Origin of the sequence: Thauera sp. AutoDN2, assembly GCF_051280715.1 — a bacterium.
GTDB lineage: Bacteria > Pseudomonadota > Gammaproteobacteria > Burkholderiales > Rhodocyclaceae > Thauera.
This window is the reverse complement of record NZ_JBNCAR010000011.1, coordinates 79,633-101,181: the sequence shown is the minus strand read 5'-3', so window position 1 is coordinate 101,181 and position 21,549 is coordinate 79,633. Positions and strand designations below refer to the sequence as shown.

The 21,549-nt window shown below is 64.4% G+C and carries 17 protein-coding genes and 2 tRNA genes; 10 read left to right on the top strand and 9 right to left on the bottom strand.

Translation table 11 applies throughout. The annotated features are described in order from the left end of the window. Window positions 1-65 precede the first annotated feature (65 nt). The 7 genes from ACPT9U_RS08790 (at window position 66) to ACPT9U_RS08760 (ending at window position 9,100) form a co-directional block, all read left to right on the top strand. On the top strand, window positions 66-1,970 hold the full coding sequence (locus ACPT9U_RS08790) for an EAL domain-containing protein (RefSeq protein WP_435750626.1): 1,905 nt from the start codon (window positions 66-68) through the stop codon (window positions 1,968-1,970). A 358-nt stretch (window positions 1,971-2,328) separates the two neighbouring features. Next, window positions 2,329-2,607, top strand: coding sequence for a metal/formaldehyde-sensitive transcriptional repressor (locus tag ACPT9U_RS08785; protein ID WP_418362798.1), 279 nt, complete (start codon window positions 2,329-2,331; stop codon window positions 2,605-2,607). Window positions 2,608-2,613: 6 nt separating this feature from the next. Next, window positions 2,614-3,618, top strand: a complete 1,005-nt coding sequence (gene dmeF, locus ACPT9U_RS08780) for a CDF family Co(II)/Ni(II) efflux transporter DmeF (protein WP_435750625.1) — start codon at window positions 2,614-2,616, stop codon at window positions 3,616-3,618. 656 nt (window positions 3,619-4,274) lie between these two features. Continuing rightward, window positions 4,275-4,351 (top strand) — tRNA-Arg (locus ACPT9U_RS08775). Window positions 4,352-4,405: 54 nt separating this feature from the next. Beyond that, window positions 4,406-4,482, top strand: a tRNA-Arg gene (locus ACPT9U_RS08770). A 296-nt stretch (window positions 4,483-4,778) separates the two neighbouring features. Next, window positions 4,779-5,978, top strand: coding sequence for an efflux RND transporter periplasmic adaptor subunit (locus ACPT9U_RS08765; RefSeq protein ID WP_435750623.1), 1,200 nt, complete (start codon window positions 4,779-4,781; stop codon window positions 5,976-5,978). Further along, window positions 5,975-9,100, top strand: coding sequence for an efflux RND transporter permease subunit (locus ACPT9U_RS08760; RefSeq protein WP_435750622.1), 3,126 nt, complete (start codon window positions 5,975-5,977; stop codon window positions 9,098-9,100). The genes ACPT9U_RS08765 and ACPT9U_RS08760 overlap by 4 nt, the downstream gene beginning before the upstream one ends. Window positions 9,101-9,166: 66 nt before the next feature. Here the strand turns inward: ACPT9U_RS08760 and serS are convergent, their stop codons facing one another. Then, the gene (gene serS / locus ACPT9U_RS08755) at window positions 9,167-10,459 is read right to left on the bottom strand and encodes a serine--tRNA ligase (protein WP_435750621.1); all 1,293 of its coding nucleotides are present in this window, start codon (window positions 10,457-10,459) and stop codon (window positions 9,167-9,169) included. Window positions 10,460-10,717: 258 nt separating this feature from the next. Between serS and ACPT9U_RS08750 the strand changes: the two genes are divergently transcribed. Continuing rightward, window positions 10,718-10,981 (top strand): hypothetical protein, encoded by a 264-nt coding sequence (locus tag ACPT9U_RS08750; RefSeq protein ID WP_418362803.1) that lies wholly within the window; start codon window positions 10,718-10,720, stop codon window positions 10,979-10,981. On the opposite strand, the gene ACPT9U_RS08745 is transcribed toward ACPT9U_RS08750, so the two are convergent. The 4 genes from ACPT9U_RS08745 to ACPT9U_RS08730 form a co-directional block, all read right to left on the bottom strand. Then, a complete protein-coding gene (locus ACPT9U_RS08745) occupies window positions 10,978-12,372 on the bottom strand; it encodes a replication-associated recombination protein A (protein ID WP_418362804.1) in 1,395 nt (464 codons plus the stop codon). The genes ACPT9U_RS08750 and ACPT9U_RS08745 overlap by 4 nt on opposite strands. A gap of 10 nt (window positions 12,373-12,382) precedes the next feature. Continuing rightward, window positions 12,383-13,045: an outer membrane lipoprotein chaperone LolA gene (gene lolA, locus ACPT9U_RS08740; protein ID WP_435750620.1), complete on the bottom strand. Its 663-nt coding sequence runs from the start codon at window positions 13,043-13,045 to the stop codon at window positions 12,383-12,385. Next, window positions 13,042-15,333: a DNA translocase FtsK gene (locus tag ACPT9U_RS08735; protein WP_418362806.1), complete on the bottom strand. Its 2,292-nt coding sequence runs from the start codon at window positions 15,331-15,333 to the stop codon at window positions 13,042-13,044. Before ACPT9U_RS08735 ends, lolA begins: the two co-directional genes overlap by 4 nt. A gap of 145 nt (window positions 15,334-15,478) precedes the next feature. Then, window positions 15,479-16,150, bottom strand: coding sequence for a Crp/Fnr family transcriptional regulator (locus tag ACPT9U_RS08730; RefSeq protein WP_418362807.1), 672 nt, complete (start codon window positions 16,148-16,150; stop codon window positions 15,479-15,481). Window positions 16,151-16,387: 237 nt separating this feature from the next. On the opposite strand from ACPT9U_RS08730, the gene trxB reads away from it, so the two are divergent. Continuing rightward, window positions 16,388-17,341: a thioredoxin-disulfide reductase gene (gene trxB / locus ACPT9U_RS08725; protein ID WP_418362808.1), complete on the top strand. Its 954-nt coding sequence runs from the start codon at window positions 16,388-16,390 to the stop codon at window positions 17,339-17,341. 9 nt (window positions 17,342-17,350) lie between these two features. Continuing rightward, window positions 17,351-18,463, top strand: coding sequence for a Smr/MutS family protein (locus ACPT9U_RS08720; RefSeq protein ID WP_418362809.1), 1,113 nt, complete (start codon window positions 17,351-17,353; stop codon window positions 18,461-18,463). Window positions 18,464-18,556: 93 nt separating this feature from the next. On the opposite strand, the gene ACPT9U_RS08715 is transcribed toward ACPT9U_RS08720, so the two are convergent. From ACPT9U_RS08715 to ACPT9U_RS08700, 4 genes are all read right to left on the bottom strand, one after another. Further along, window positions 18,557-18,895, bottom strand: coding sequence for a P-II family nitrogen regulator (locus tag ACPT9U_RS08715; RefSeq protein WP_418362810.1), 339 nt, complete (start codon window positions 18,893-18,895; stop codon window positions 18,557-18,559). A gap of 15 nt (window positions 18,896-18,910) precedes the next feature. Then, the gene (locus ACPT9U_RS08710; protein WP_435750619.1) at window positions 18,911-20,539 is read right to left on the bottom strand and encodes an NAD+ synthase; all 1,629 of its coding nucleotides are present in this window, start codon (window positions 20,537-20,539) and stop codon (window positions 18,911-18,913) included. A 105-nt stretch (window positions 20,540-20,644) separates the two neighbouring features. Then, complete coding sequence (locus ACPT9U_RS08705; RefSeq protein ID WP_435750618.1) at window positions 20,645-21,214, bottom strand: NUDIX domain-containing protein; 570 nt, start codon at window positions 21,212-21,214, stop codon at window positions 20,645-20,647. Beyond that, on the bottom strand, window positions 21,211-21,543 hold the full coding sequence (locus tag ACPT9U_RS08700) for a DUF2818 family protein (RefSeq protein ID WP_435750617.1): 333 nt from the start codon (window positions 21,541-21,543) through the stop codon (window positions 21,211-21,213). Before ACPT9U_RS08700 ends, ACPT9U_RS08705 begins: the two co-directional genes overlap by 4 nt. Window positions 21,544-21,549: the final 6 nt, after the last annotated feature.

Sequence of the window (21,549 nt, the reverse complement as noted above, 5' to 3'; positions counted from 1 at the left end):
TTCCTGTTTCGGGATGCGCTTCATGTCGTTCTTCCTGTCTTTGCGTCGATCGTACGACGACTACGTTGGAAGACGAAATCCGTGGGGCAGCTCACAATGAAGTCATTGGCTACCGCAAGGACGGCAGCTTTTTCCCGCTCGAAGCTTCGATTGCAAAGTTTCACGATGGCAACGTCGGGCTACTGGTCGTCACCATGCGCGACATCACCGAGCGCAAGCGGGCGGAGGAGGAACTGACCCGCCGCGCCACCCATGATGTCCTGACCGGACTGCCGAACCGGGCCTTGATCCACGAGCGCCTGTGCAACGCCCTGCAACGCTCACGACACAGCGGTGAAAGCATCGCGCTGTTGTTCCTGGACCTCGACGGATTCAAGTTGATCAACGACGCCCACGGCCATGAAGCGGGCGATGAACTGTTGAAGGCGATCGCCAGCCGGTTGCTTGAGCAGGTGCGCCCCGGCGATACCGTTGCCCGCCTTGCAGGTGACGAGTTCGTCATCCTCTGCGAGAAGGTCGAACAACCCATCAACATGTCCGTGCTTGCCGCTCGATTGAACGACATCGTGCGTCAGCCCGTACCTTTTCGGGGCTCGGATCTTTTCGTGTCGGGGAGCATCGGCGTTGCCATCGGCAACGGCATCAACCATTCTGCGGACGACTTGCTGCGTTACGCCGACACCGCGATGTATACGGTCAAGGAGCGCGGCCGCGATGGCTGGCAGTTTTTCAGCGAAACGCTGCAGGAGCAGGCTCGACAGCGCCTCACCATCATCAATGGTCTGCGCACCGCCATCGAAAGACAGGAGCTCTCTGCCCTGTTTCAGCCCATCGTCAACGCCGAGACAGGGCGCATTGCGGGCGCCGAGTTGCTGCTGCGCTGGAACCCGGACAGCGGTGCAATCTCGCCTGCGGCCTTCATCCCCATTGCGGAGATGACCGGTGCCATCGTGCCGATCGGTTTGTGGGTCTTCCGGGAAGCGTGTCGCGCCGAGGCAGAATGGCGGCACCGCTGGGGCGAGGCGGCCCCCTACGTCTCCGTCAATGTCTCGGCTCGCCAGTTGAACGAGCCCACCCTGGTGGATGAATTTTCTGCGATCTTGCTTGAGACCGGCGCCGACCCGAAACGCCTGCTGCTCGAGATCACCGAAACATCGCTGATGGCCGACGTCGAGGCGAACCTGCGCATCCTCCGTCGTCTTGCGGATATTGGTCTGCGCGTGGCGGTCGATGACTTCGGAACCGGTTACTCGTCGCTTGCACAGCTCACCCGCTTGCCGGTCAATGTCCTGAAGATCGACAGAGCTTTCGTCGACGGCATCGAGAAAAACGAGGAGAGCCGGACCATCATCCGCGCAGTCATCGGAATCGGGCGTTCCCTGGGCCTGAAACTGGTCGCAGAAGGCGTGGAAAACGCCGGCCAGAGGCGGGAGCTATGCACCTACGGCTGCGAAATGATCCAGGGTTACTTCTTCCACCGCCCCCTGGCTGAGAAGACCTTTGTCGAAATGTTCGAACACGAGATCCTCCAGCCTGGCGGCGCTGCCGAAACGGGGCTCTATTTCCTGATCTACGTGAGCCGTAGCACCCAGCCCATGTCCGAGGATGACGTTTCTGCGCTGATGCTCCAGTTCCAGCAGAGGAATCGGCGGGATGGCATCTCCGGCTCCCTCTTATACAAGAATGGGGAGTTCATTCAACTCCTTGAAGGCACAAAGGAAACCGTACTGGCGCTGAGCGAACGCATCCGCAGCGATGTTCGGCATCGTGATTTTCGGATCGTGGCGGAAGGCCCCATGCATCGACGTACCTTCACGGACTGGGGCATGGTGTTGCTAACGCTCGACCATGACCGAATCAACGCTGATCTCACTGCCCGGCAGAAACGCAATTTGAGCTTCTTCGACCTTGCCGACGATCCGCCGTTTTGCTATGCCTTCATCGCTGCACATGCAGCCAAGGATCGATGAAACATGGCTGCGGACCACTTCAGGTGGACGTCAAGTCTGGTTCAGCACTGTTTCCAGCCGCCGAACCAACCCGGCGAGCGTCTCGACGGTGTCGTCGGGCTCCTGAAACAGTCTCAGGATTCCGCGCGTTTGCACGAGCAACATTCTTCAAGCTCCTGGCTCAAACCCAGCGGCGCAAATGACAGGATGACCTACTCGCTGATCGTCCGCTTGACGTGATTGCCCTTGTCCTGCGCATCTGCACACTGCAACTCCGATTGGGACTGACCTCCCCGCTCTGCACCGCCCAGCGCTGCCCCTGGACAGAACCTCGTTATTTGAATACCCTACCCCCCTATACTATCTATCGCGTTCTTACATGAGCCACACCATCCGTGACAAGACCAAACTGCTGGCCCGTGTCCGACGGATACGCGGCCAGGTCGAAGCACTCGAGCGCGCGCTCGAGGCCGAGAGGGAGTGCGCCGAGATCCTGCACCAGATCGCCGCCGTGCGCGGCGCCACCAATGGCCTGATGGCGGAGGTACTCGAGGAGCACGTTCGCACCCACATCGCAGACCCGGCAATCACCGACGCCGCCGAGCGCACCAAGGGCGCCGACGAGCTGATCGGCGTCCTGCGCACCTATCTCAAGTGACCCCCCATGCATACCGACAACCTCTCGGCCTGGACGCACGAACACGTCTTCGATACCGGAAACGCGCTTGCCGAACGCAGCACCTGGGTGGTGATGTGGATCACCGCAGCGGCGATGGTCATCGAGATCACCGCCGGCTGGTGGTTCAACTCGATGGCGCTGCTGGCGGACGGCTGGCACATGAGTTCGCACGCCTTCGCAATTGGGTTATCCGCGCTGGCCTATGCGGCTGCGCGACGCTACGCGAAGGATCCCCGCTTCGCATTCGGGACCTGGAAGATCGAGATCCTGGGCGGCTTTGCCAGTGCCATCTTCCTGCTCGGCGTGGCCGCGATGATGGTCATCGGTTCGATCGAACGCATCGTGTCGCCGCAACCCATCCAGTACAAGGAGGCGGTCACGGTCGCCATCCTGGGCCTGGCGGTCAACCTCGTCTGCGCGCTGATCCTGGGCAAGGCGCATCATCACGGGCATGATCACCACCACGGGCACGGCCACCCGCACGGGCACGATCATCCTCATCACGGCAGCGAACGCCACAATCACGACCTCAACCTGAAGTCCGCCTACCTTCACGTCATCGCCGATGCGGCCACCTCCGTGCTGGCTATCGTGGCACTCGTCGGGGGGTGGATCTACGGATGGTCCTGGCTGGATCCGGTGATGGGCATCGTCGGTGCAGTGCTGGTCGCCATCTGGGCCAAGGGCCTGCTCGTGGAGACCGGCAGGGTATTACTCGACCGCGAGATGGATCACCCGGTCGTCGCCGAGATACGCGAAGTGGTCGAATCCGGCCCGGAGGCGAGCGATACGCGAATCACCGACCTTCATGTCTGGCGCGTTGGCAAGGAGGCATACTCATGCGCGATCGCGGTGGTCACAAAGGATGCCGGACTCACCCCCGAGGCGATACGCGAGCGGCTGGCAGTGCATGAGGAGATCGTCCACTCCACGATCGAGATTCATCACCGCGACGGCCTGCAGGGAAACCTTGCCGGAGCGGGTGGATGAGGCGCTCTCCCCTACTCCATCACCACGGTCACAGAAGCGCTCGGCTGCCATCTGATCAGGACGACTGCGCTTCGGCACCACCCTGCGCGCGCCGGCTCGGGGCGGGCCCGCTCATCTCCGCTCTGCTGCTTGCTTTCGGACTGCACGGATGCGCGGTTGTTACCGTTGCCGGGGCCGCCGTTTCGGTAGCTGCGACCGCGGTCAGCGTTACGGCAAGTGCAGTGGAGACCACAGTCGACATCGCAGTTGCGGGCGTCGATGCAGTGGTCGGCGACGATGACGGCCAGGGCGACACCCGCCAAGAGGATTGAATCCTCCCCTCCGTGCTGCCAGGCATACTGCATGAATCGCCGGCAATACGTGTGAAGGACGTCGCTCGGCCTCCGTCGTGGGCGCGTACGATACGACCCAGCGGCGCCCAGGAAGCCGCAGCCAGGAAGCGCTTGCGTCAGGGCGCCATAGCTGGCATAGTGGCGACCGCTGTTGGTTCTGGTGTAACAAGATGGTGATACACGGAATCGATGTATATCAGTAAACGATTGTTTTTTATGCGAAAGTTTATTGACTCATCCATTCCAACCGTCTTCGCCACGAAACACTTGAAGTCGTGGCGTTTGTCGTTATAATGCCGCTCCTTCGCAGTGACGCAGTACAAAGCGCCCGTAGCTCATCTGGATAGAGTACCTGGCTACGAACCAGGGGGTAGGAGGTTCGAATCCTTCCGGGCGCGCCACAACGCACTGTGAAAAAGCCTTTCCGATTTCAGGCTTAAAACGATTTCGGCTACGCGCCCGTAGCTCATCTGGATAGAGTACCTGGCTACGAACCAGGGGGTAGGAGGTTCGAATCCTTCCGGGCGCGCCAGACACCAGAAGGGCCCGGTCCATGGACCGGGCCCTTCGTCCATCTGACGCAAGCCGCGCCCTTTTCTGCCCGCCTTCATCCGCATCGGGCTCTGCACGCCCGACCTGGCCGTGTCCCTGCGCGCTGCGGCAACGGAATCCGCCCCCCTGCGCAATCCCTGCCGCTCAAGAACCGGACCGTTCACGCCGTCGCGCCACCTCGATCCTGCCCCGGAAACGAAGCTGTTCGCGCTGGGCGCATCAAAGGCCTAAAATAAGCGCCCTCTAATAAAAAACGACAGACCCAAGGCCCCCACCATGCGTCGCGCCCTCCCCCTGCTCATCCTCCTCCTGGCGATTGCGGGTTTCGCCTTTCTGCGCGCAACCAAGCCCGCGGCCCCCACGGTCGAGGCACGCGAACGGGTGTGGCGTGTCGAGGCGCACGCGCTCACGCCGACTGACCTTGCGCCGACCTTGGTTCTGTACGGTCGCATCGAAGCACCTGATCGCGTGCGCGCTGCATCGCCGGTCGGCGGGCGGCTGCTGGAGGTGCGGGTGCGCGACGGCGACCGGGTCGAGGCAGGGACGGTGCTCGCCCGCATGGATCCAAGCGACCTCGAACCTCGCGTTGCACAAGCCGCTGCGGAGGTCGAACGCGAGCGCATCCGGCACCAGCACGATCAACGGGCGATCCAGCAGGAGCGAACCCTGCTCAGCCTTTCGCAGGCGAAGGTAGAGCGTTTCGAACGCCTGAAGAATGCCCGCCTGGGGGCGGAGAGCGCGCTTGATCAAGCCTGGGAAGAGCTCGCCCGCGTGCGTCTTTCCCTTACCCAGCGCGAGCAGGCCATTGCTGAACACCCTGCCCGGCTTGCCCAACTGGAGGCGAAGCTGCTGGAGATGCAGCGCGATGCCGCACGCGGGGCGATCACTGCCCCCTTTCCTGCGCGGATCGGGCGGGTGGAGGTGGCGGCCGGTGATCAGGTGCAGACAGGGCAGACCATACTCAGCCTCTATCCATCGGACGCCCTTTACCTGCGCGCCCGGGTGCCAGCAATCTACGCCGAGGAGTTACGTGCGGCATTGGCGGGCGGCAAGGCGCTGCAAGCACACGCGGCGTTCGGTACCACCCCCCTCCTCGCAAGACTGGAGCGCATCAGCGGCGAAGCCGATGCGCGCGGAGTGGAAGTCCTGCTCAGGCTGGAGGACGCCAGCCGCGTCCCGATCGGGGCCTTCGTGAACGCCGTACTCGAGCGCCCCGTCGCCACGCAGGTGCTTGCGGTACCGCCTTCAGCCCTGCACGGAGGCGATCGCCTCTATCTGATCGACGGCGGCAGACTGCGTGCCTTGCCCGTGATCCGCGCCGGTGAGCGACGAGAGGGCGACGTGCTCACCCTGCTCGTTCGCCCGCGCGACGAGGGAGTGCTTCTGGCCAACGGCCAGCGCATTCTCGGCACCCACCTCCCGCATGCGATCGACGGCCTGGCAGTCGAGGTGGTCGGCGACGGGGCGACACAATGAAGCATGTGAGCCTGCTCGAACGCCTGGCGGGACACAAGGTTGCCGCCAACGTGCTGATGCTGCTTGCCTTCGTGCTCGGCGTTCTCGGCGTCACGCGCATGAACGTGCAGTTCTTCCCCACCTTCGAACTGGACGTGATCTCCGTGCGGGTGGTGTGGAGCGGTGCCGCGGCGGAAGACGTGGAGGCCGGGATCACGGCACCGCTCGAAGAGCGGCTCAAGACCGTGGACGGCCTGAAACGCATGAGCTCCACGTCGGCGCAGGGGGTATCGAGCATCACCCTGGAACTGGAGGAGGACACCGAAGCGCTGACCGCGCTCGACCAGGTCCGTCAGCGCGTCGATGAGTTCCGCAACCTCCCTCGCGACGCGGAAACCCCCGAAGTCAGCCGGGTCTCCCGCTATGAGCCGATTGCACGGCTGCTCGTGCGCGGCAGCAGTGTGGAGGAGCTCAGGCCGTGGGTGCGGCGCTTCGAGAGCGAGTTGCTTGCGGCGGGCATCGATCGCGTGACGATCACGGGCCTGCCTGAGGAGCGCATCGCCATCGAGATTCCGTCCGCGGCGCTGGAAACGCTCGGCCTGTCGCTCGTCCAGGTGGGCGACCGGATCAACCAGCTTGCACGCGATGTCCCCGCAGGCATTGCAGGGCAGGCCGACGGCGCGCGCGAAATTCGCGGCCTGGAACAACGGCGCACCGCCGAGGCCTTCGGCTCTCTGCCCGTCACCAGCGATGAGCACGGGCTCGTCCGCCTCGGTGAAATCGCCCGCATCCAGCGCGAGCCGCGCAGCAACGAACTCGCCCTGTTCGAGCGCGGCGACACCGTGGTCGAACTTCAGTTGCAACGCAGCGAGACGGGCCATTCCCTGAAGGCCGCCCGGGTGCTCGACACCTGGCTCGAAACGACCCGCCCCGCCCTTCCACCTTCGATCCGGCTGGAGGTATTCGACGCGCAATGGCAGCTGATCAGCGACCGTATCGAACTGCTCGTCGCCAACGGCGTCTCCGGACTGCTGCTGGTGGTCGCCGTACTGTACTTCTTCCTGCCTGCGAGAGTCGCGTTCTGGGTCATGGTGGGGGTGCCCACCGCCTTTCTCGCTACGCTGGCGATGATGTTCATGCTGGGCGGCACGATCAACATGATGAGCCTGTTCGCGCTGATCATGGCGCTGGGCATCATCGTCGACGATGCCATCGTGGTCAGCGAGGATGCGGACACCCACCGCCACATGGGCGAAGGCCCCGCCCAGGCCGCACTCGGCGGAGCCCGGCGCATGCTCTGGCCAGTGGTCGCAGCCTCGCTCACCACGGTCGCGGCCTTCCTACCGCTGATGATGGTCGGCGGGATCATCGGCAACATCCTTGGCGACATCCCGTTCGTGATGGTCGCAGTGATCACCGCCTCCCTGCTCGAGAGCTTCCTGATCCTGCCCTCGCACCTGCGCGTAGCGCTTGCCGGCAACGCGGCACTCAAGCATTCCGCGCTACGCAATCGGCTCGATGCGGGGTTCACACATTTTCGCGACGGCCCCTTCAGGCGCCTGGTCGAGCGCGCGCTGCACTGGCGAAGTGCGACGGTGGCGATCAGCTTGGCGGCAATGGTGCTCGCGGTGGGGCTCATCGTCGGGGGGCGCATCGGCTTCGTGTTCTTTCCCACGCCAGAGGGTCAGGTCGTCTTCGCCAACGCGACGTTCGTCGCGGGCACGCCGCGCGCGCACACCGAAGCCTTCCTCGCCCAACTTGAGCAGGCTCTGTATGCAGCCGAGGCGGAACTTGGCGGAGGGCTCATCCAAACCGCGGTGGCGCGACTGGGGGGCACCATCAGCAGCGGCTCCGGCAGCAGTGCGCGTGGCGATCAGCTCGCCGGCATCATGGTCGAGCTGACCCCGCCGGACGCGCGCGAGGTGCGCAACGAGCACTTCCTGGCAAAGTGGCGCGAGAAGCTGCCGCCGGTGGCGGGGCTCGAACTGCTGACCTTCACTGCGCGGCAGTCAGGCCCGCCGGGGCGCGACATCAACATCCGGCTCACCGGTGACAATGCCGACGCCCTGAAGGCGGCGGCACTGGAGCTTGCGGAAACCCTGGGCAGCATCCCCGGCGTGAGCGAGACGGAGGACGACATGCCCTATGGCCGCGAACAGCTCATCTACCGGCTGACACCAGCCGGCGAGGCACTCGGCCTGACCACCGAGAGCCTGGGCCAGCAGTTGCGCGCGGCATTCGACGGTGCGCTCGCACAACTGGTGCAGGTCGGGCGCGACGAACTCGAGGTGCGCGTGATGCTGCCGCGTTCCGAGCGCTATCGCCTGGACGTCTTCGAGCGCATCACCGTCCGCCTCCCGGATGGGCGATTCGTTCCCTTGGCAACGGTCGCGAGCTGGGAGGCTCGGCGGGGTTTCGAAGCCTTGCGCCATGCAGAAGGGCGGCTCGCGGTGGAAGTTTCAGCTGCCGTCGATCCGAGCGTAAGCAACGCGAACACCGTGCAAGCCGAACTCGAACGCAACACACTGCCTGCGCTTGCCGAACGCTACGATTTCGATTTCAGCTTCGAGGGGCGCTCCGCCGACCAGCGCGAGACCATGGCCGACATGCGCGACGGACTGGTTCTGGGCCTCGGCCTGATCTACCTGGTCCTGGTGTGGTCCTTCTCGTCCTGGACCTGGCCCCTGGTGGTGATGTCGGCGATTCCGCTCGGGCTGGCCGGCGCCATTTTCGGCCATTGGGTGCTGGGCATCGACCTGACGATCCTGTCCATGTTCGGACTGTTCGGCCTCGCCGGCATCGTGGTGAACAACTCGATCATCCTCGTGTCGCTGTTCAAGGAGTTGCAACACAAGGGCGCAAGCCTGCACGATGCGCTCGTGGGTGCATCCTGCGGCCGGCTAAGGGCAGTGCTGCTGACCTCGCTGACCACGATCGGAGGCCTCACGCCGCTGCTGTTCGAACGGTCCCTGCAAGCGCAATTCCTCATCCCGATGGCGACCTCGATCGCATTCGGCCTGGGTTTCTCGGCCCTGCTGGTGCTTTTCTTCGTGCCCGCATTGCTGTCGCTGCTCGAGAGTGCGCGCGCCTGGATGGCGATGCGCAGGTCAGTCGCCACCGCGAGCACCTCCGGCCCTGCATGAGCGCGGGCTCTACAACAAAGGGGGCCTGCGCCCCCTTTGCCAAATGCGCATGAACGCCGCCGAAGGTCAGAGTGGCGCTTCGAGCAGCTCCACACCACCCATGTAGGGCACAAGCGCCTTCGGGATCACGATCGACCCGTCCGCCTGCTGATGGTTCTCCAGCACCGCAACCAGGGTGCGCCCGACAGCAAGGCCGGAACCGTTGAGCGTGTGCACCAGTTCGTTCTTGCCCTGCGCATTCTTGAAGCGGGCCTGCATGCGACGGGCCTGGAAGGATTCGCAGTTCGAGCAACTGGAGATCTCGCGGTAGGTATCCTGCGCCGGTAGCCAGACCTCGAGGTCGTAGGTCCGCGCCGCGCCGAAGCCCAAGTCTCCGGTGCACAGGGTGATCACGCGGTACGGCAGCTCGAGCTTCTGCAGGATCGCCTCCGCGTGCCCAACCATCTGCTCGAGCGCCTCATTGCTCTTCGACGGCTCCACGATCTGCACCATCTCGACCTTGTCGAACTGATGCTGGCGGATCATTCCGCGTACATCCCGTCCGCCGCTGCCCGCCTCGGAGCGGAAGCAGGGACTGTGCGCAGTCAGGCGGATCGGCAACTGGTCCAGCGCGAGCACGTCGTCGCGTACGCTGTTGGTGAGCGTGATCTCCGCGGTCGGAATCAGGTACTGCTCGAGCCCCTCCTCGTCGCCGCCACGCAGCACCCAGAACAGATCTTCCTTGAACTTGGGCAGCTGTCCGGTACCGAACAGCGCCGAGCCATTGACGATGTAGGGCGTGTAGCACTCGGTGTACCCGTGCTCGCGGGTGTGCGTATCGAGCATGAACTGCGCGAGGGCGCGATGCAGACGCGCCACCGGGCCGCGCAGGAAGGCAAAACGCGAGCCCGAAAGCTTGGCGCCGGTTTCGAAATCCAGTCCGAGGGGCGCGCCAAGATCCACGTGATCGCGCACTTCGAAGTCAAAGGTGGGCGGCGTGCCCCAACGGCGCACTTCCACGTTGCCGTGCTCGTCCTCCCCAATCGGGACATCTTCCTGCGGCAGGTTCGGCAGCGTGGCCAGGAAGGCATTGATGCGCTCGAGCAAGGGCGGAAGCGCCTGCTCGCAAGCCTTGAGCTCGTCCCCCAGTTGAGCCACCTCGGTCATCACTGCCGACGCATCCTCACCCTTGCCCTTCAGCATGCCGATCTGCTTGGACAGCGCATTACGGCGAGCCTGGAGTTCCTGCGTGCGGGTCTGTAGCTGCTTGCGCTCATCCTCAAGCGCCTGGAAAGCGGCGGTATCCAGCGTCATGCCACGGGTGGCGAGACGGGCGGCGACGGTGTCGAGCTGGGTACGGAGTAACTGGATGTCTAGCATGAATCGGATCCTGAACGTTGCGAAACGAATACTCTCGATGCTGCAGAAGCGGAGGCAGCGTGTGCTCTGCAAGCATCTGTTTTCAAATGACTCTATGCGCCTGAAGGGGTCGTCTGACCCGGGCCTGGATAAAACTGGGCAATCGGAACCGGAGCACTGCAGGGCAAGATGTATCGAACTTGCAGCCGCCGGAACGTCAACTATCCTTGAAGGAGATATGAAGCCGCAACAGACGGCACATCATTGGAGGAGTTCGGCATGCTATCGATTCGCGACTGTCTCGACTACTGCGACCTGACCGAGGAAGAGATCGCTCTCATCGCAGAACATGAGGACATTCCTGATGCAGCCGCCGCGCAGGTGTGCTGCGGCATGGTGCAAACGCCGGAGGGCGTCATGGTGCTGACCAATTTCATGCTCGACCTGATCGAGCGTGCCAACGCGTGCGGCGATAACGGCAAGGCCGAGCGCGCTGCCAAGGTCTGCGCCCGCTTCATGCAGGATCACCCACTCCCCCATTAGGGCTCCTCGTCCGGCTCGTTTCCACGAGGCGGCCCTTTCGGCGAGGCCTGACCGACACCTTGGCCGGGCCTCGTTCCTGTTGCCTTTGCGGATGCGGCCACATCGCGTTCGCGGAGACGGGCGAGCTTTTCGGCGATCTTGAGCTCCATGCCGCGTGGCACGGGCGCGTACCAGCCGGGTGGCGTCATGCCTTCCGGGAGGTAATTCTCGCCCGCGGCGTAGGCGTCGGGTTCGTCGTGCGCGTAGCGATAGGCCTTGCCGTACTCGAGCGCCTTCATCAGCTTGGTGGGAGCGTTGCGAAGATGAAGCGGCACCGGGCGTGAGCCATCGCGTGCGACGAAGGCGCGGGCGGCATTGTAGGCCTTGTAGGCCGCGTTCGATTTTGCGGCGCAGGCGAGGAACAGGGTCGCCTCCGCCAGCGCGAGTTCGCCCTCGGGCGACCCCAGCCGTTCGTACGTAGTGCAAGCGTTGAGCGCAATCTCGAGGGCACGAGGATCGGCAAGGCCGATGTCCTCGATTGCCATGCGAACGATGCGCCGCCCCAGATACAGCGGATCTGCCCCACCGTCCAGCATGCGGCAAAGCCAGTACAAGGCCGCATCGGGGCTCGAGCCACGCACCGACTTGTGCAGTGCCGAGATCTGGTCGTAGAAGGCCTCGCCGCCTTTGTCGAAGCGGCGCAAATCTCGCGACAGCGCAGCGTCGACAAAAGCAGCAGTGATCGTATCGGCTCCCGCGGTCTGGGCGGCCACCTGGAGTTGTTCAACAAGGTTCATAAGCCGGCGGGCATCGCCATCGGCAAAGCCGACAATGCGCTCGCGCGCGTCGTCCTCGAACACGAGGTCCGGGCAGGCCATCGCGTGCGCACGTTCAAACAGCAGCCTCATCGCAGCCGCATCGAGCGACTCCAGCACGTACACCGCCGCCCGTGACAGCAGGGCCGAGTTCACCTCGAAGGACGGGTTCTCGGTGGTGGCACCGATGAACGTCACCAGCCCCTGCTCGACATAGGGCAGAAAGGCGTCCTGCTGGGCCTTGTTGAAGCGGTGCACCTCGTCGACGAAAAGGATCGTATGCCGCCCTCTCGATTTCGCCGCCTGAGCCTGCTGGATGGCCTCGCGGATTTCCTTGACGCCGGAAAACACCGCCGAGAGTGCCACGAACTCCGCATCGAAGCCGTCCGCCATCAGCCGCGCGAGCGTGGTCTTGCCCACGCCCGGCGGACCCCACAGGATCATCGAGTGCGGTCTGCGGGCTTCGAAGGCCAGGCGCAGCGGTTTGCCGGGGCCGAGCAGATGCGCCTGCCCCGCGACTTGGTCCAGCGTTTGCGGGCGCATGCGCTCCGCCAGCGGGACGCGCGGCGGCTCGAGCGCGTCGAAAAGATCGCTCATGCGCGCCGGTTCAGCGCGTGACGCCCGGCGCTTCGCCGATCAGATCGGCGCCGGGCGGCGGCGAGAAACGGAAGCGGTCTTCATCGAACACCGGGTTGGCGCGCAGGCGAAGGAACCGGATCACGGTCGTCTGCCCGAAGTGGTCACGCATCTCCATGCGTCGCAATTCGCCATTCGCCATACCGATGCGCAGGGCCTCGAAGCCGCTCTCCTGGTTCTTCGGACGCGCATCGACCCAGGCCAGACCATCGAGCTCTCCGCCCTCCGCGAGCTCGAAGCCATCTTCGAGCACCGTGCTGCCGAACAGGATTGCGGCCGGTGTCGCGCCCAGTGCGTCGCCGATCTCTCGCACCGTGACCTGGTTGAGGTCCGGGTCCCAGGACCAGAGCGAGCGCCCGTCACCCACGAGCACCTGCCGGTAGGGTGTGGCGTACTCCCAGTGGAAGCGCCCGGGGCGCGAATACGCGAAGCTGCCACTCGCTTCCTGCGGGCGCCGTCCCGACTGGCTGGTCACCACCTGCTCGAACTCGCCCTCGGCACCCTGAACGGCGGAGACGAAGCGTTGCAGCTGTGCGATGCCATCGGCGGCAAACGCCGGAAAGGCAAGGCCTGCCATGGAGACAAGCAGCGCAGCACTCGCGAGCGCGCCGGAGAAGCGGTAGCCGGTCTTCATTCACTGTCCTTTGCGGGAACGATCACTTCACGGTTGCCATTGCTGCCCATCGGCGACACCAGCCCGGCCCGCTCCATCTGCTCGATCAGGCGTGCGGCGCGGTTGTAGCCGATGCGCAGGTGTCGCTGCACGAGCGAGATGGACGGGCGCCGCGTCTTCACCACGACTTCGACTGCCTGATCGTAAAGGGGGTCGGCTTCGCCATCGGCATCGCCCTCGCCCCCACCGGCCATGCCGTCGAGCTCGTCCTCGGACGCCGACAGGATGCCTTCGACATAATCGGGCGGACCGGCCTTCTTCAGGTGATCGACCACCTTGTGCACCTCGTCGTCCGCGACGAATGCACCGTGCACCCGCACAGGCAGCCCCGTCCCGGGCGCAAGGTAAAGCATGTCGCCCATGCCGAGCAGGGTCTCCGCACCCATCTGGTCGAGAATGGTGCGCGAGTCGATCTTGCTCGACACCTGGAAAGCGATTCGCGTTGGCACGTTGGCCTTGATCAGGCCCGTAATCACGTCCACCGAGGGGCGCTGGGTGGCAAGGATGAGGTGGATGCCGGCGGCACGCGCCTTTTGCGCGAGGCGAGCGATGAGTTCTTCCACCTTCTTGCCGACCACCATCATCATGTCGGCCAACTCGTCGACCACGACCACGATATAGGGCAGCTGCTCGAGCGGCTCAGGGTTCTCCGGGCTGATCGAGAACGGGTTGGTGAGGGGCTTCTCGGCCTTGCGTGCCTCCTGCACCGCCTTGTTGAAACCGGCCAGGTTGCGCACGCCCACCGCAGCCATCAGCTTGTAGCGCTTGTCCATCTCGGCCACGCACCAGTTGAGCGCATTGGCCGCGTGCTTCATGTCGGTGACGACGGGGGCGAGCAGATGCGGGATGCCCTCGTAGATCGAGAGTTCGAGCATCTTCGGGTCGACCATGATCAGCCGCACGCGCTCGGGCTCGCTCTTGTAGATCAGCGACAGGATCATCGCGTTGATGCCCACCGACTTGCCCGAGCCGGTGGTGCCGGCCACAAGCAGGTGCGGCATCTTGGCGAGGTCTGCCACCACCGGCTGACCGCCGATGTCCTTGCCGAGCACTACGGTGAGCGGCGAATGTGCATCCTGATAAACCTTGGAACCGACGATTTCCGACAGGCGCACCATCTGTCGCTTCGGGTTCGGCAACTCCAACGCCATGCACGACTTGCCGGGCACGGTCTCGACCACGCGGATCGACACCAGGGACAGCGCTCGGGCGAGATCCTTGGCGAGGTTCACCACCTGGCTGCCCTTCACTCCGGTGGCTGGCTCGATCTCGTAGCGGGTGATCACCGGGCCGGGATAGGCGGCAAGCACCTTGACCTCCACGCCGAAGTCGGCGAGCTTGGTCTCGATCAGGCGGGAAGTGAACTCGAGCGATTCGGCCGAAGGCGGCTCGACACCGCCGCTTGCCGGGTCAAGCAGCCCCACGGGTGGAATCATGCCCTCCGGGGCGTCCTCGAACAGGGTCTGTTGACGCTCCTTCTCGACGCGATCCGATCGCACCACCGCCACGACCGCAGGCTCGATGCGCAAGGGCGCCGGCGCCTCCTTCTCCACCTTGCGACGACGGGTCTGCACCACGGCTTCGCGCTTCTGCGCAACTTCGCGCCCCATGCGCCGGTCCTGCCAGCTCAGCCATGCCTGCCGGGTACCGACCACCAGTTGTTCGAGCCCGAGCCCCGTGCGCTCCGCCACCGCAATCCAGGAGACTCCGGTGAATACCGAAAGCCCCGTGGCAAGGAGGGTCAGGAGAAGCAGTGTCCCCCCGGTGAAGCCGAAGTAGCGCTGCGTGGCGCGCCCGATCTCCATGCCGAGCAGTCCACCGGGCTCGAGCGGAACGGCCGCTCCGTGGGAATGGAAACGAAGGAACTCCAGCGCGCTGCTTGCAAGCAGCACAACGAGGAACCCGACCATGACGAAGGCGAACGAACGGCGGTCGAGCTCAAGTTGGTTCTTGATGCGGCGAAAGCCCCAAAGCAGGCTGTAGCCAAGGAAGACGACCCACCACCAGGACGAGACCCCGAACAGATACAGCAGCAGGTCGGCGAGCCAGGCTCCGAAGCGCCCGCCGGGGTTGGACACCCCGGCCACATCCGAGGCATGCGACCAACCTGGGTCAGCCTGGTTGTAACCGATCAGGATCAGTCCGACGTAGAGCGACATCACCCCGAGGATGAGCCAGCGTGCCTCCTGCAACAGCAAGGAGATCTTTTCCGGCAACGGCTGCGAACGGGAAGACGAGCGGGACAACATCGAATCGGGGCACCGGGATGGCTTGGAGAGACCCCGGGATTATACGGGATCGACCGTCTCATCCAGGCCCGATGTTGCGGCTGCTCACAAAGGCGTCATAGTGCAGACGAGAACCCCTGCCCCGCCCTGACACGCCCGTCGCAGCTCAGAGATCGTTGATACGGTCGCGCAGCACGATGCCATCGGGCCGTTCCTCGATCAGTCCTTGCTGACCAAGATCCTTCATCACCCGGCTGACCATTTCACGCGAGGCGCCGATCATCTTGGCAATGTCCTGCTTCGAGACCTTGCGCACCACCACCGTCTCGGCGCCGACGATTTCGGCCATCTCGATGAGCAGCCGCGCGACCCGCCCATAGACGTCCATCAGGGCAAGGCTTTCGATCTTGCGGTCGGCGTTGCGCAGCCGCTCGGCCAGGTTGCACATGATTCGCCACGACACATCGAAGCTGTCGTGCAGGATGCGGCGGAAATCCTGCTTCGAGATCAGCACCAGATCCGCAGGAACGACCGCGATCACCGACGCCGAACGCGGGCGCTCGTCGAACATGCCCATTTCGCCGAAGAGCTCACCCTGCCCCAGGATCGAGAGGATGACTTCACGACCATCCTCGTCGCTGACAACGACCTTGAGGCTGCCGGTCAGCACCAGATAAACGTAGTCGGACCGGTCACCAGCACAGACGACCGATTGCCCGCGCGGGAAACGTCGCATCATCGCCACACGGGCGATGGTGCCCAGCGCGTCGTCGGACAGTCCCTGGAACAAGGGGATGGTCTTGAGTGCGACCACGGAAACGGCGGTGGCTTGCGTCATGCGTACTCCGGTTTGCGGTGTATGTCCCGTCCCCGACAACGGGCATCCGATTGTAATCGAATGCAAGCCGTCGCGAGGAGCAGGTGTGATATTCGTCACACGCACGCCTCCGTGCAAGCTTTCATTATCGGCGACCCAATCCGCCGAACCTTGCGGATCAAGCCCTTCCGTACCTCGGGAGGGTCCCGACGCTCGGCTATAATCACGCACTTCACCCCAACCCGCAGGAAAGCCCCCATGACGAACAAGCACGCCCGCCTGCTCATCCTCGGCTCTGGCCCGGCCGGCTACAGCGCCGCAGTGTATGCAGCGCGCGCAAATCTGAATCCGGTGCTCATTACCGGCCTCGCCCAGGGCGGGCAACTGATGACGACCACCGAGGTCGACAACTGGCCCGCTGACGCCGACGGCGTGATGGGGCCCGACCTGATGGCGCGGTTTCAGAAGCACGCCGAGCGCTTCAACACCGAGATGATCTTCGACCATATTCACACGGTGAAGCTGGGCGAGCGCCCGTTCCGCCTCATCGGTGACAACGGCGAATACACCTGCGATGCCCTGATCATCGCAACCGGGGCGACCGCCAAGTACCTTGGCCTGCCCTCCGAAGAGAAGTTCTCCGGGCGGGGTGTGTCGGCCTGCGCGACATGCGACGGGTTCTTCTACCGCAACCAGGAAGTGGCAGTGATCGGCGGCGGCAATACCGCGGTCGAGGAAGCGCTCTACCTCGCCAACATCGCGAAGAAGGTCACGCTCGTGCATCGACGCGAGAAGTTCCGCGCCGAGAAGATCATGATCGACAAGCTCATGGAGAAGGTCGCGGCCGGCAAGATCGAACTCGCGCTCAACACCACGCTCGACGAGGTGCTGGGCGACAACAGCGGCGTGACCGGCATGCGCATCAAGGAGGTCAACTCCGGCGCCACCCGTGACGTCGCCCTGCAGGGCGTGTTCATCGCGATCGGCCACAAGCCCAACACCGATATCTTCGAGGGGCAGCTGGAGATGGAGGGCGGCTACATCGTCACCCAGGGCGGGCGCAACGGCAATGCCACGCAGACCAGCATTCCCGGTGTCTTTGCCGCCGGTGATGTGCAGGATCACATCTATCGCCAGGCCGTGACTTCGGCCGGGACCGGCTGCATGGCAGCGCTCGACGCCGAGCGTTACCTCGACGCCCTGGGCGGCTGAGGCACCCGGGTGAGCCGCAAGGGCGCAGCAGCATCCGGTAAGTCGCGCAAGGGGCGTGGAGGGGAAGTCCCCGCCGCGAGCACAAAGGCGCTCAATGCGCCCTTTGCCGACCTGCGCAAGCAGTTGCGCGCCCAGCCGCATACTCAGCCGCGTACTCAGCCGTCCTCCGAGGAACGACCCGCGACGGCGCAGACGACGCCGGGCAAGCCCTCCGCACCGGCCGACGCGCCCCCTGACCGCGAGGGCCCGGCTGCGGTATGCGACGCTGCGGAGCTGGAAGCCTTTCGCAAGGCAGTTGGACCGGTCCGTCCAGTACGGACTGGCGGGCGGGTCGAGGTTCAGGGTGCCCGCCCCGCGCCAGTTCCTCGCCCACGCGTCGTCGAAGAGGATGCACCAACGGACCGCCCCGCAGGCGCGCGCAGGCAGGACCCGCTGCAGCTCGCCTATGAAGGCGTGATGCCCCTGCGCGACAGCGGCCGCGTGGTGCTCGACACGCCACGGCGCCACCATGAGCGGGACCGTCCGCACGCGGGCCCGGCCTTGCGACCCGACGCGCTGGTGCTGCCTGCCGATGCCGACCTGCATGACCCGGCTGCGCTCTTTCGCACCGTGATCGGCGAGGCGAAACCTCTGGATCAAGCCAACCGTGTCGAACTGGCCAAACCCGCGCCCTTACCGGCCCCGCTCAAGCGCGAGGAAGACGAGCGTGCCGCACTGAGCGAAACGCTCGCTGCGCCCCTGACCTTCGAAGACCGCCTCGACATGGGCGAAGAGGCCGCTTTCCTGCGCACGGGCCTGCCACGCCGGGTGCTCACAGACCTGCGCCGCGGCCGTTGGGTGCTGCAGGGGCAGATCGACCTGCATGGCCTCACCCGCGATGAGGCTCGGTCGGCGCTCGCACATTTTCTGCACGACATGCTGAGCCAGGGAAAACGCTGCATCCGCGTGATCCACGGAAAAGGACACGGCTCCCCGGGGAAGGTCTCAATCCTGAAGCAACTCTCGCGTGGGTGGCTCGCGCAGCGCGAGGAGATCCTCGCCTTCTGCCAAGCCGGCCCGCACGACGGAGGCGGTGGAGCGCTGTTGGTGCTCCTCAGGGCGCAAAACGCCGCGCCGCGCTGAGCAGGGACCGGCACTCGCCGCTCCACACCTACCCCGCCCGGGCGCCGGCAACACCAGATCAGCGTGCCGGCGGAGCGCTAAGACCCGTAAGACCTAGATGGCCGCCTCGTTGGTTTCACCCGTACGGATGCGGATCACCTGCTCCACGGGCGTGACGAAGATCTTTCCGTCACCAATCTTGCCCGTGTGCGCGGCCTTGACGATCGCCTCCACCGCCTGGTCGACCATGTCATCGGCGAGCACCACCTCGACCTTGATCTTGGGAAGGAAGTCGACCACGTATTCGGCGCCGCGGTACAACTCGGTATGGCCCTTCTGCCGACCAAAACCCTTCACCTCGGTGACAGTGAGGCCGGTGATGCCCACCTCTGAAAGTCCCTCACGCACCTCGTCCAGCTTGAACGGCTTGATGATCGCCTCGATCTTCTTCATCCACTCCTCCTCGTCTCAGTATTCGTCCTGGTAGCGCGATGTTATCGGATAACGCCAATCCCTGCCGAAGCCCCGCTGAGTGACCCGGATCCCCACGGGCGCCTGCCGGCGCTTGTACTCGTTGCGCTTGAGCAGGGTGACGGTGCGCCGCACATCGGCCTCGGGGTAGCCTGCTGCGATGATTTCGCGCGGCGACTGGTCGCGCTCCATGTAGGCCTGGATGATCGCATCCAGGATTTCGTAGGGCGGCAGGCTGTCCTGATCCTTCTGGTCAGGCTTGAGTTCAGCCGACGGCGGACGGTCGATGATGTTCTGCGGAATCACAGGACTCACCGTGTTGCGCCAGTTCGACAGCCTGAACACGAAGGTCTTGTAGAGATCCTTCAGCACCGCGAACCCGCCCGCCATGTCCCCGTAGAGCGTGGCATAGCCGGTCGCCATCTCGCTCTTGTTGCCCGTGGTGAGGACGATCGCGCCCGTCTTGTTCGACAGCGCCATCACGATCATGCCGCGGATGCGCGCCTGGAGGTTCTCTTCAGTGGCATCTGCGGGCAGTCCGGCAAACTGGGATGCGAGCAGTCCGTCGAATACCTTCATCGCAGGCTCGATCGGAATCTCGTCGTAACGCACGCCCAGCCGCCGAACCATCTCGCGCGAATCGTCCAAGCTCATCTGCGAGGTGTAAGGAGAGGGCAGCATCACCGCCCGGACCTTGTCCGCACCGAGCGCATCGACCGCGATGGCCAGGGTAAGGGCTGAGTCGATTCCGCCAGAGAGCCCGATGATGGCCCCAGGGAAGCGGTTCTTGCCCAGGTAGTCGCGCACCCCGATCTTGAGCGCCTCGTAGACTTCCTCTTCGCAGCCACATTCGGGGACGCTGCGCCCGCCCTGCCAGCCTCCCCCGTCGAAGCGCACTACGTCGACCTGCTCCTCGAACGGCTCCGATTGATGCGCCAATTCACCGTCTGCCGCGAGAACGAAGGACGCCCCGTCGAAGACCAGTTCGTCCTGGCCACCCACCATGTTGCAGTACACCACCGGCAATCCCGCCTCGCGCACGCGTTCGCGCAGGATCTGCCTTCTGAGCGCCTGTTTGCCCATGTGATAGGGCGAGGCGTTCAGGGCGAGCAATACCTGCGCCCCGGCCGCGCGCGCCGCGGTGGCGGGGCCGCTCTCCCACACGTCGGCGCAGATGTTCAGTCCGAAGCGAATGCCCTGCCACTCGAACACACAGGTCTCGTCACCCGCCTGGAAGTAACGCTCCTCGTCGAACACCTCGTAGTTTGGCAGCAGGCGCTTGTGGTAACGCGCGAGCACCCGCCCCTCGAACAGCACGGATGCAGCATTGAAACGTTGCAGCCCTTCCTCAACCGGGTGGCCTAGCACCACTACGATGCCGACTGCAGCGTCAGCGATGCGCTGCATTTCGCGCGCGCACGCACGGTAGAAATCGGGCCGAAGCAGCAGATCCTCTGGCGGATAACCCGAGAGCGCGAGTTCCGGGGTCAGCAACAGGCTCGCTCCGGCCGCGCGCGCACGCCCGACCGCCGCGATGATCCTGTCCGCGTTGCCGCCGAGATCACCGACGGTCAGGTTGAGCTGCGCGATCGCGATCCCGATGGAAGACTGGATGGATGTATTCATGATTTCGAACGGTGGGACATGCATCGAACGGCTGGCGCCATCCGACCGGGTCGTGTGGAGTGAGCGGAGATGCAGACTGCGCTGGGAAACCGAGGCCCGAGCAGACTATGCGGGAAGATACGCGCGAATCAGCGGCTGGGCACGGAAAAAGGCGGTGATCGTTTTCGCATCCGTGATCTCGCCGGCATCGATCTGGCGCTCGACCTCGTCGATGGACAGTTCGAGCACTTCGAGGAACTCGCCCTCATCGAGCGCGCTTGAGCCGGGTGTCAGGCCATGTGCGAAAAAGATCTCGATGCGCTCGTCGGAATAGCCAATGCAGGGATGCATCACCCCAAGGTGAATCCAGGTCGAGGCTTCGTAGCCGGTTTCCTCCCGCAGTTCACGGCACGCGCACGCGAGCGGCGGCTCCGCCGCATCCAGCTTGCCCGCGGGAAGCTCGACAAAGGCACGTCGCAGCGGGTAACGGAACTGTCTCTCGAAGAGCAGCCGCCCACTGTCAAGCATACCGACAATCACCACAGCACCCGGGTGGCGAATGTACTCGCGTATCGCGTCGCTCCCGTCGGGCAGACGCACACGATCGCGTCGTACGTGAAGCAGACGTCCGTCGAACACCGGCTCCGAACCGAGTGTGTGCTCGGCCAGCGGGTCGTCTGCCTGCCCCGCGTTCATTCGGATGCGCGTCCAGCCCGGGGAGGATGCCAGAGGTGGCGGTACGTGAAGCCTGGAAAGGCAAAGACGAGGAACATGCAGAAGGTCGTCACGTAGAAGGCCCAACCCTGTTCATACAGGCTTCCGTTCGCACGAATCTCGAGCAGCGCCGCGGCCACCCCGAGGGCGGCATACAGCACTACGAGCTCGACCAAGCTCCACCCGAGCGCCTTGCGCTTGCCCGCAGCGGGCTTGCGTACGAAGAAGATGCGCTCGAAGACAAAAGGCAGATTGGCCATCGTGAACGCGATGGCCAACAGCAGAAAAAGACTCGACTCGGAGTTGCTCACGTCAGG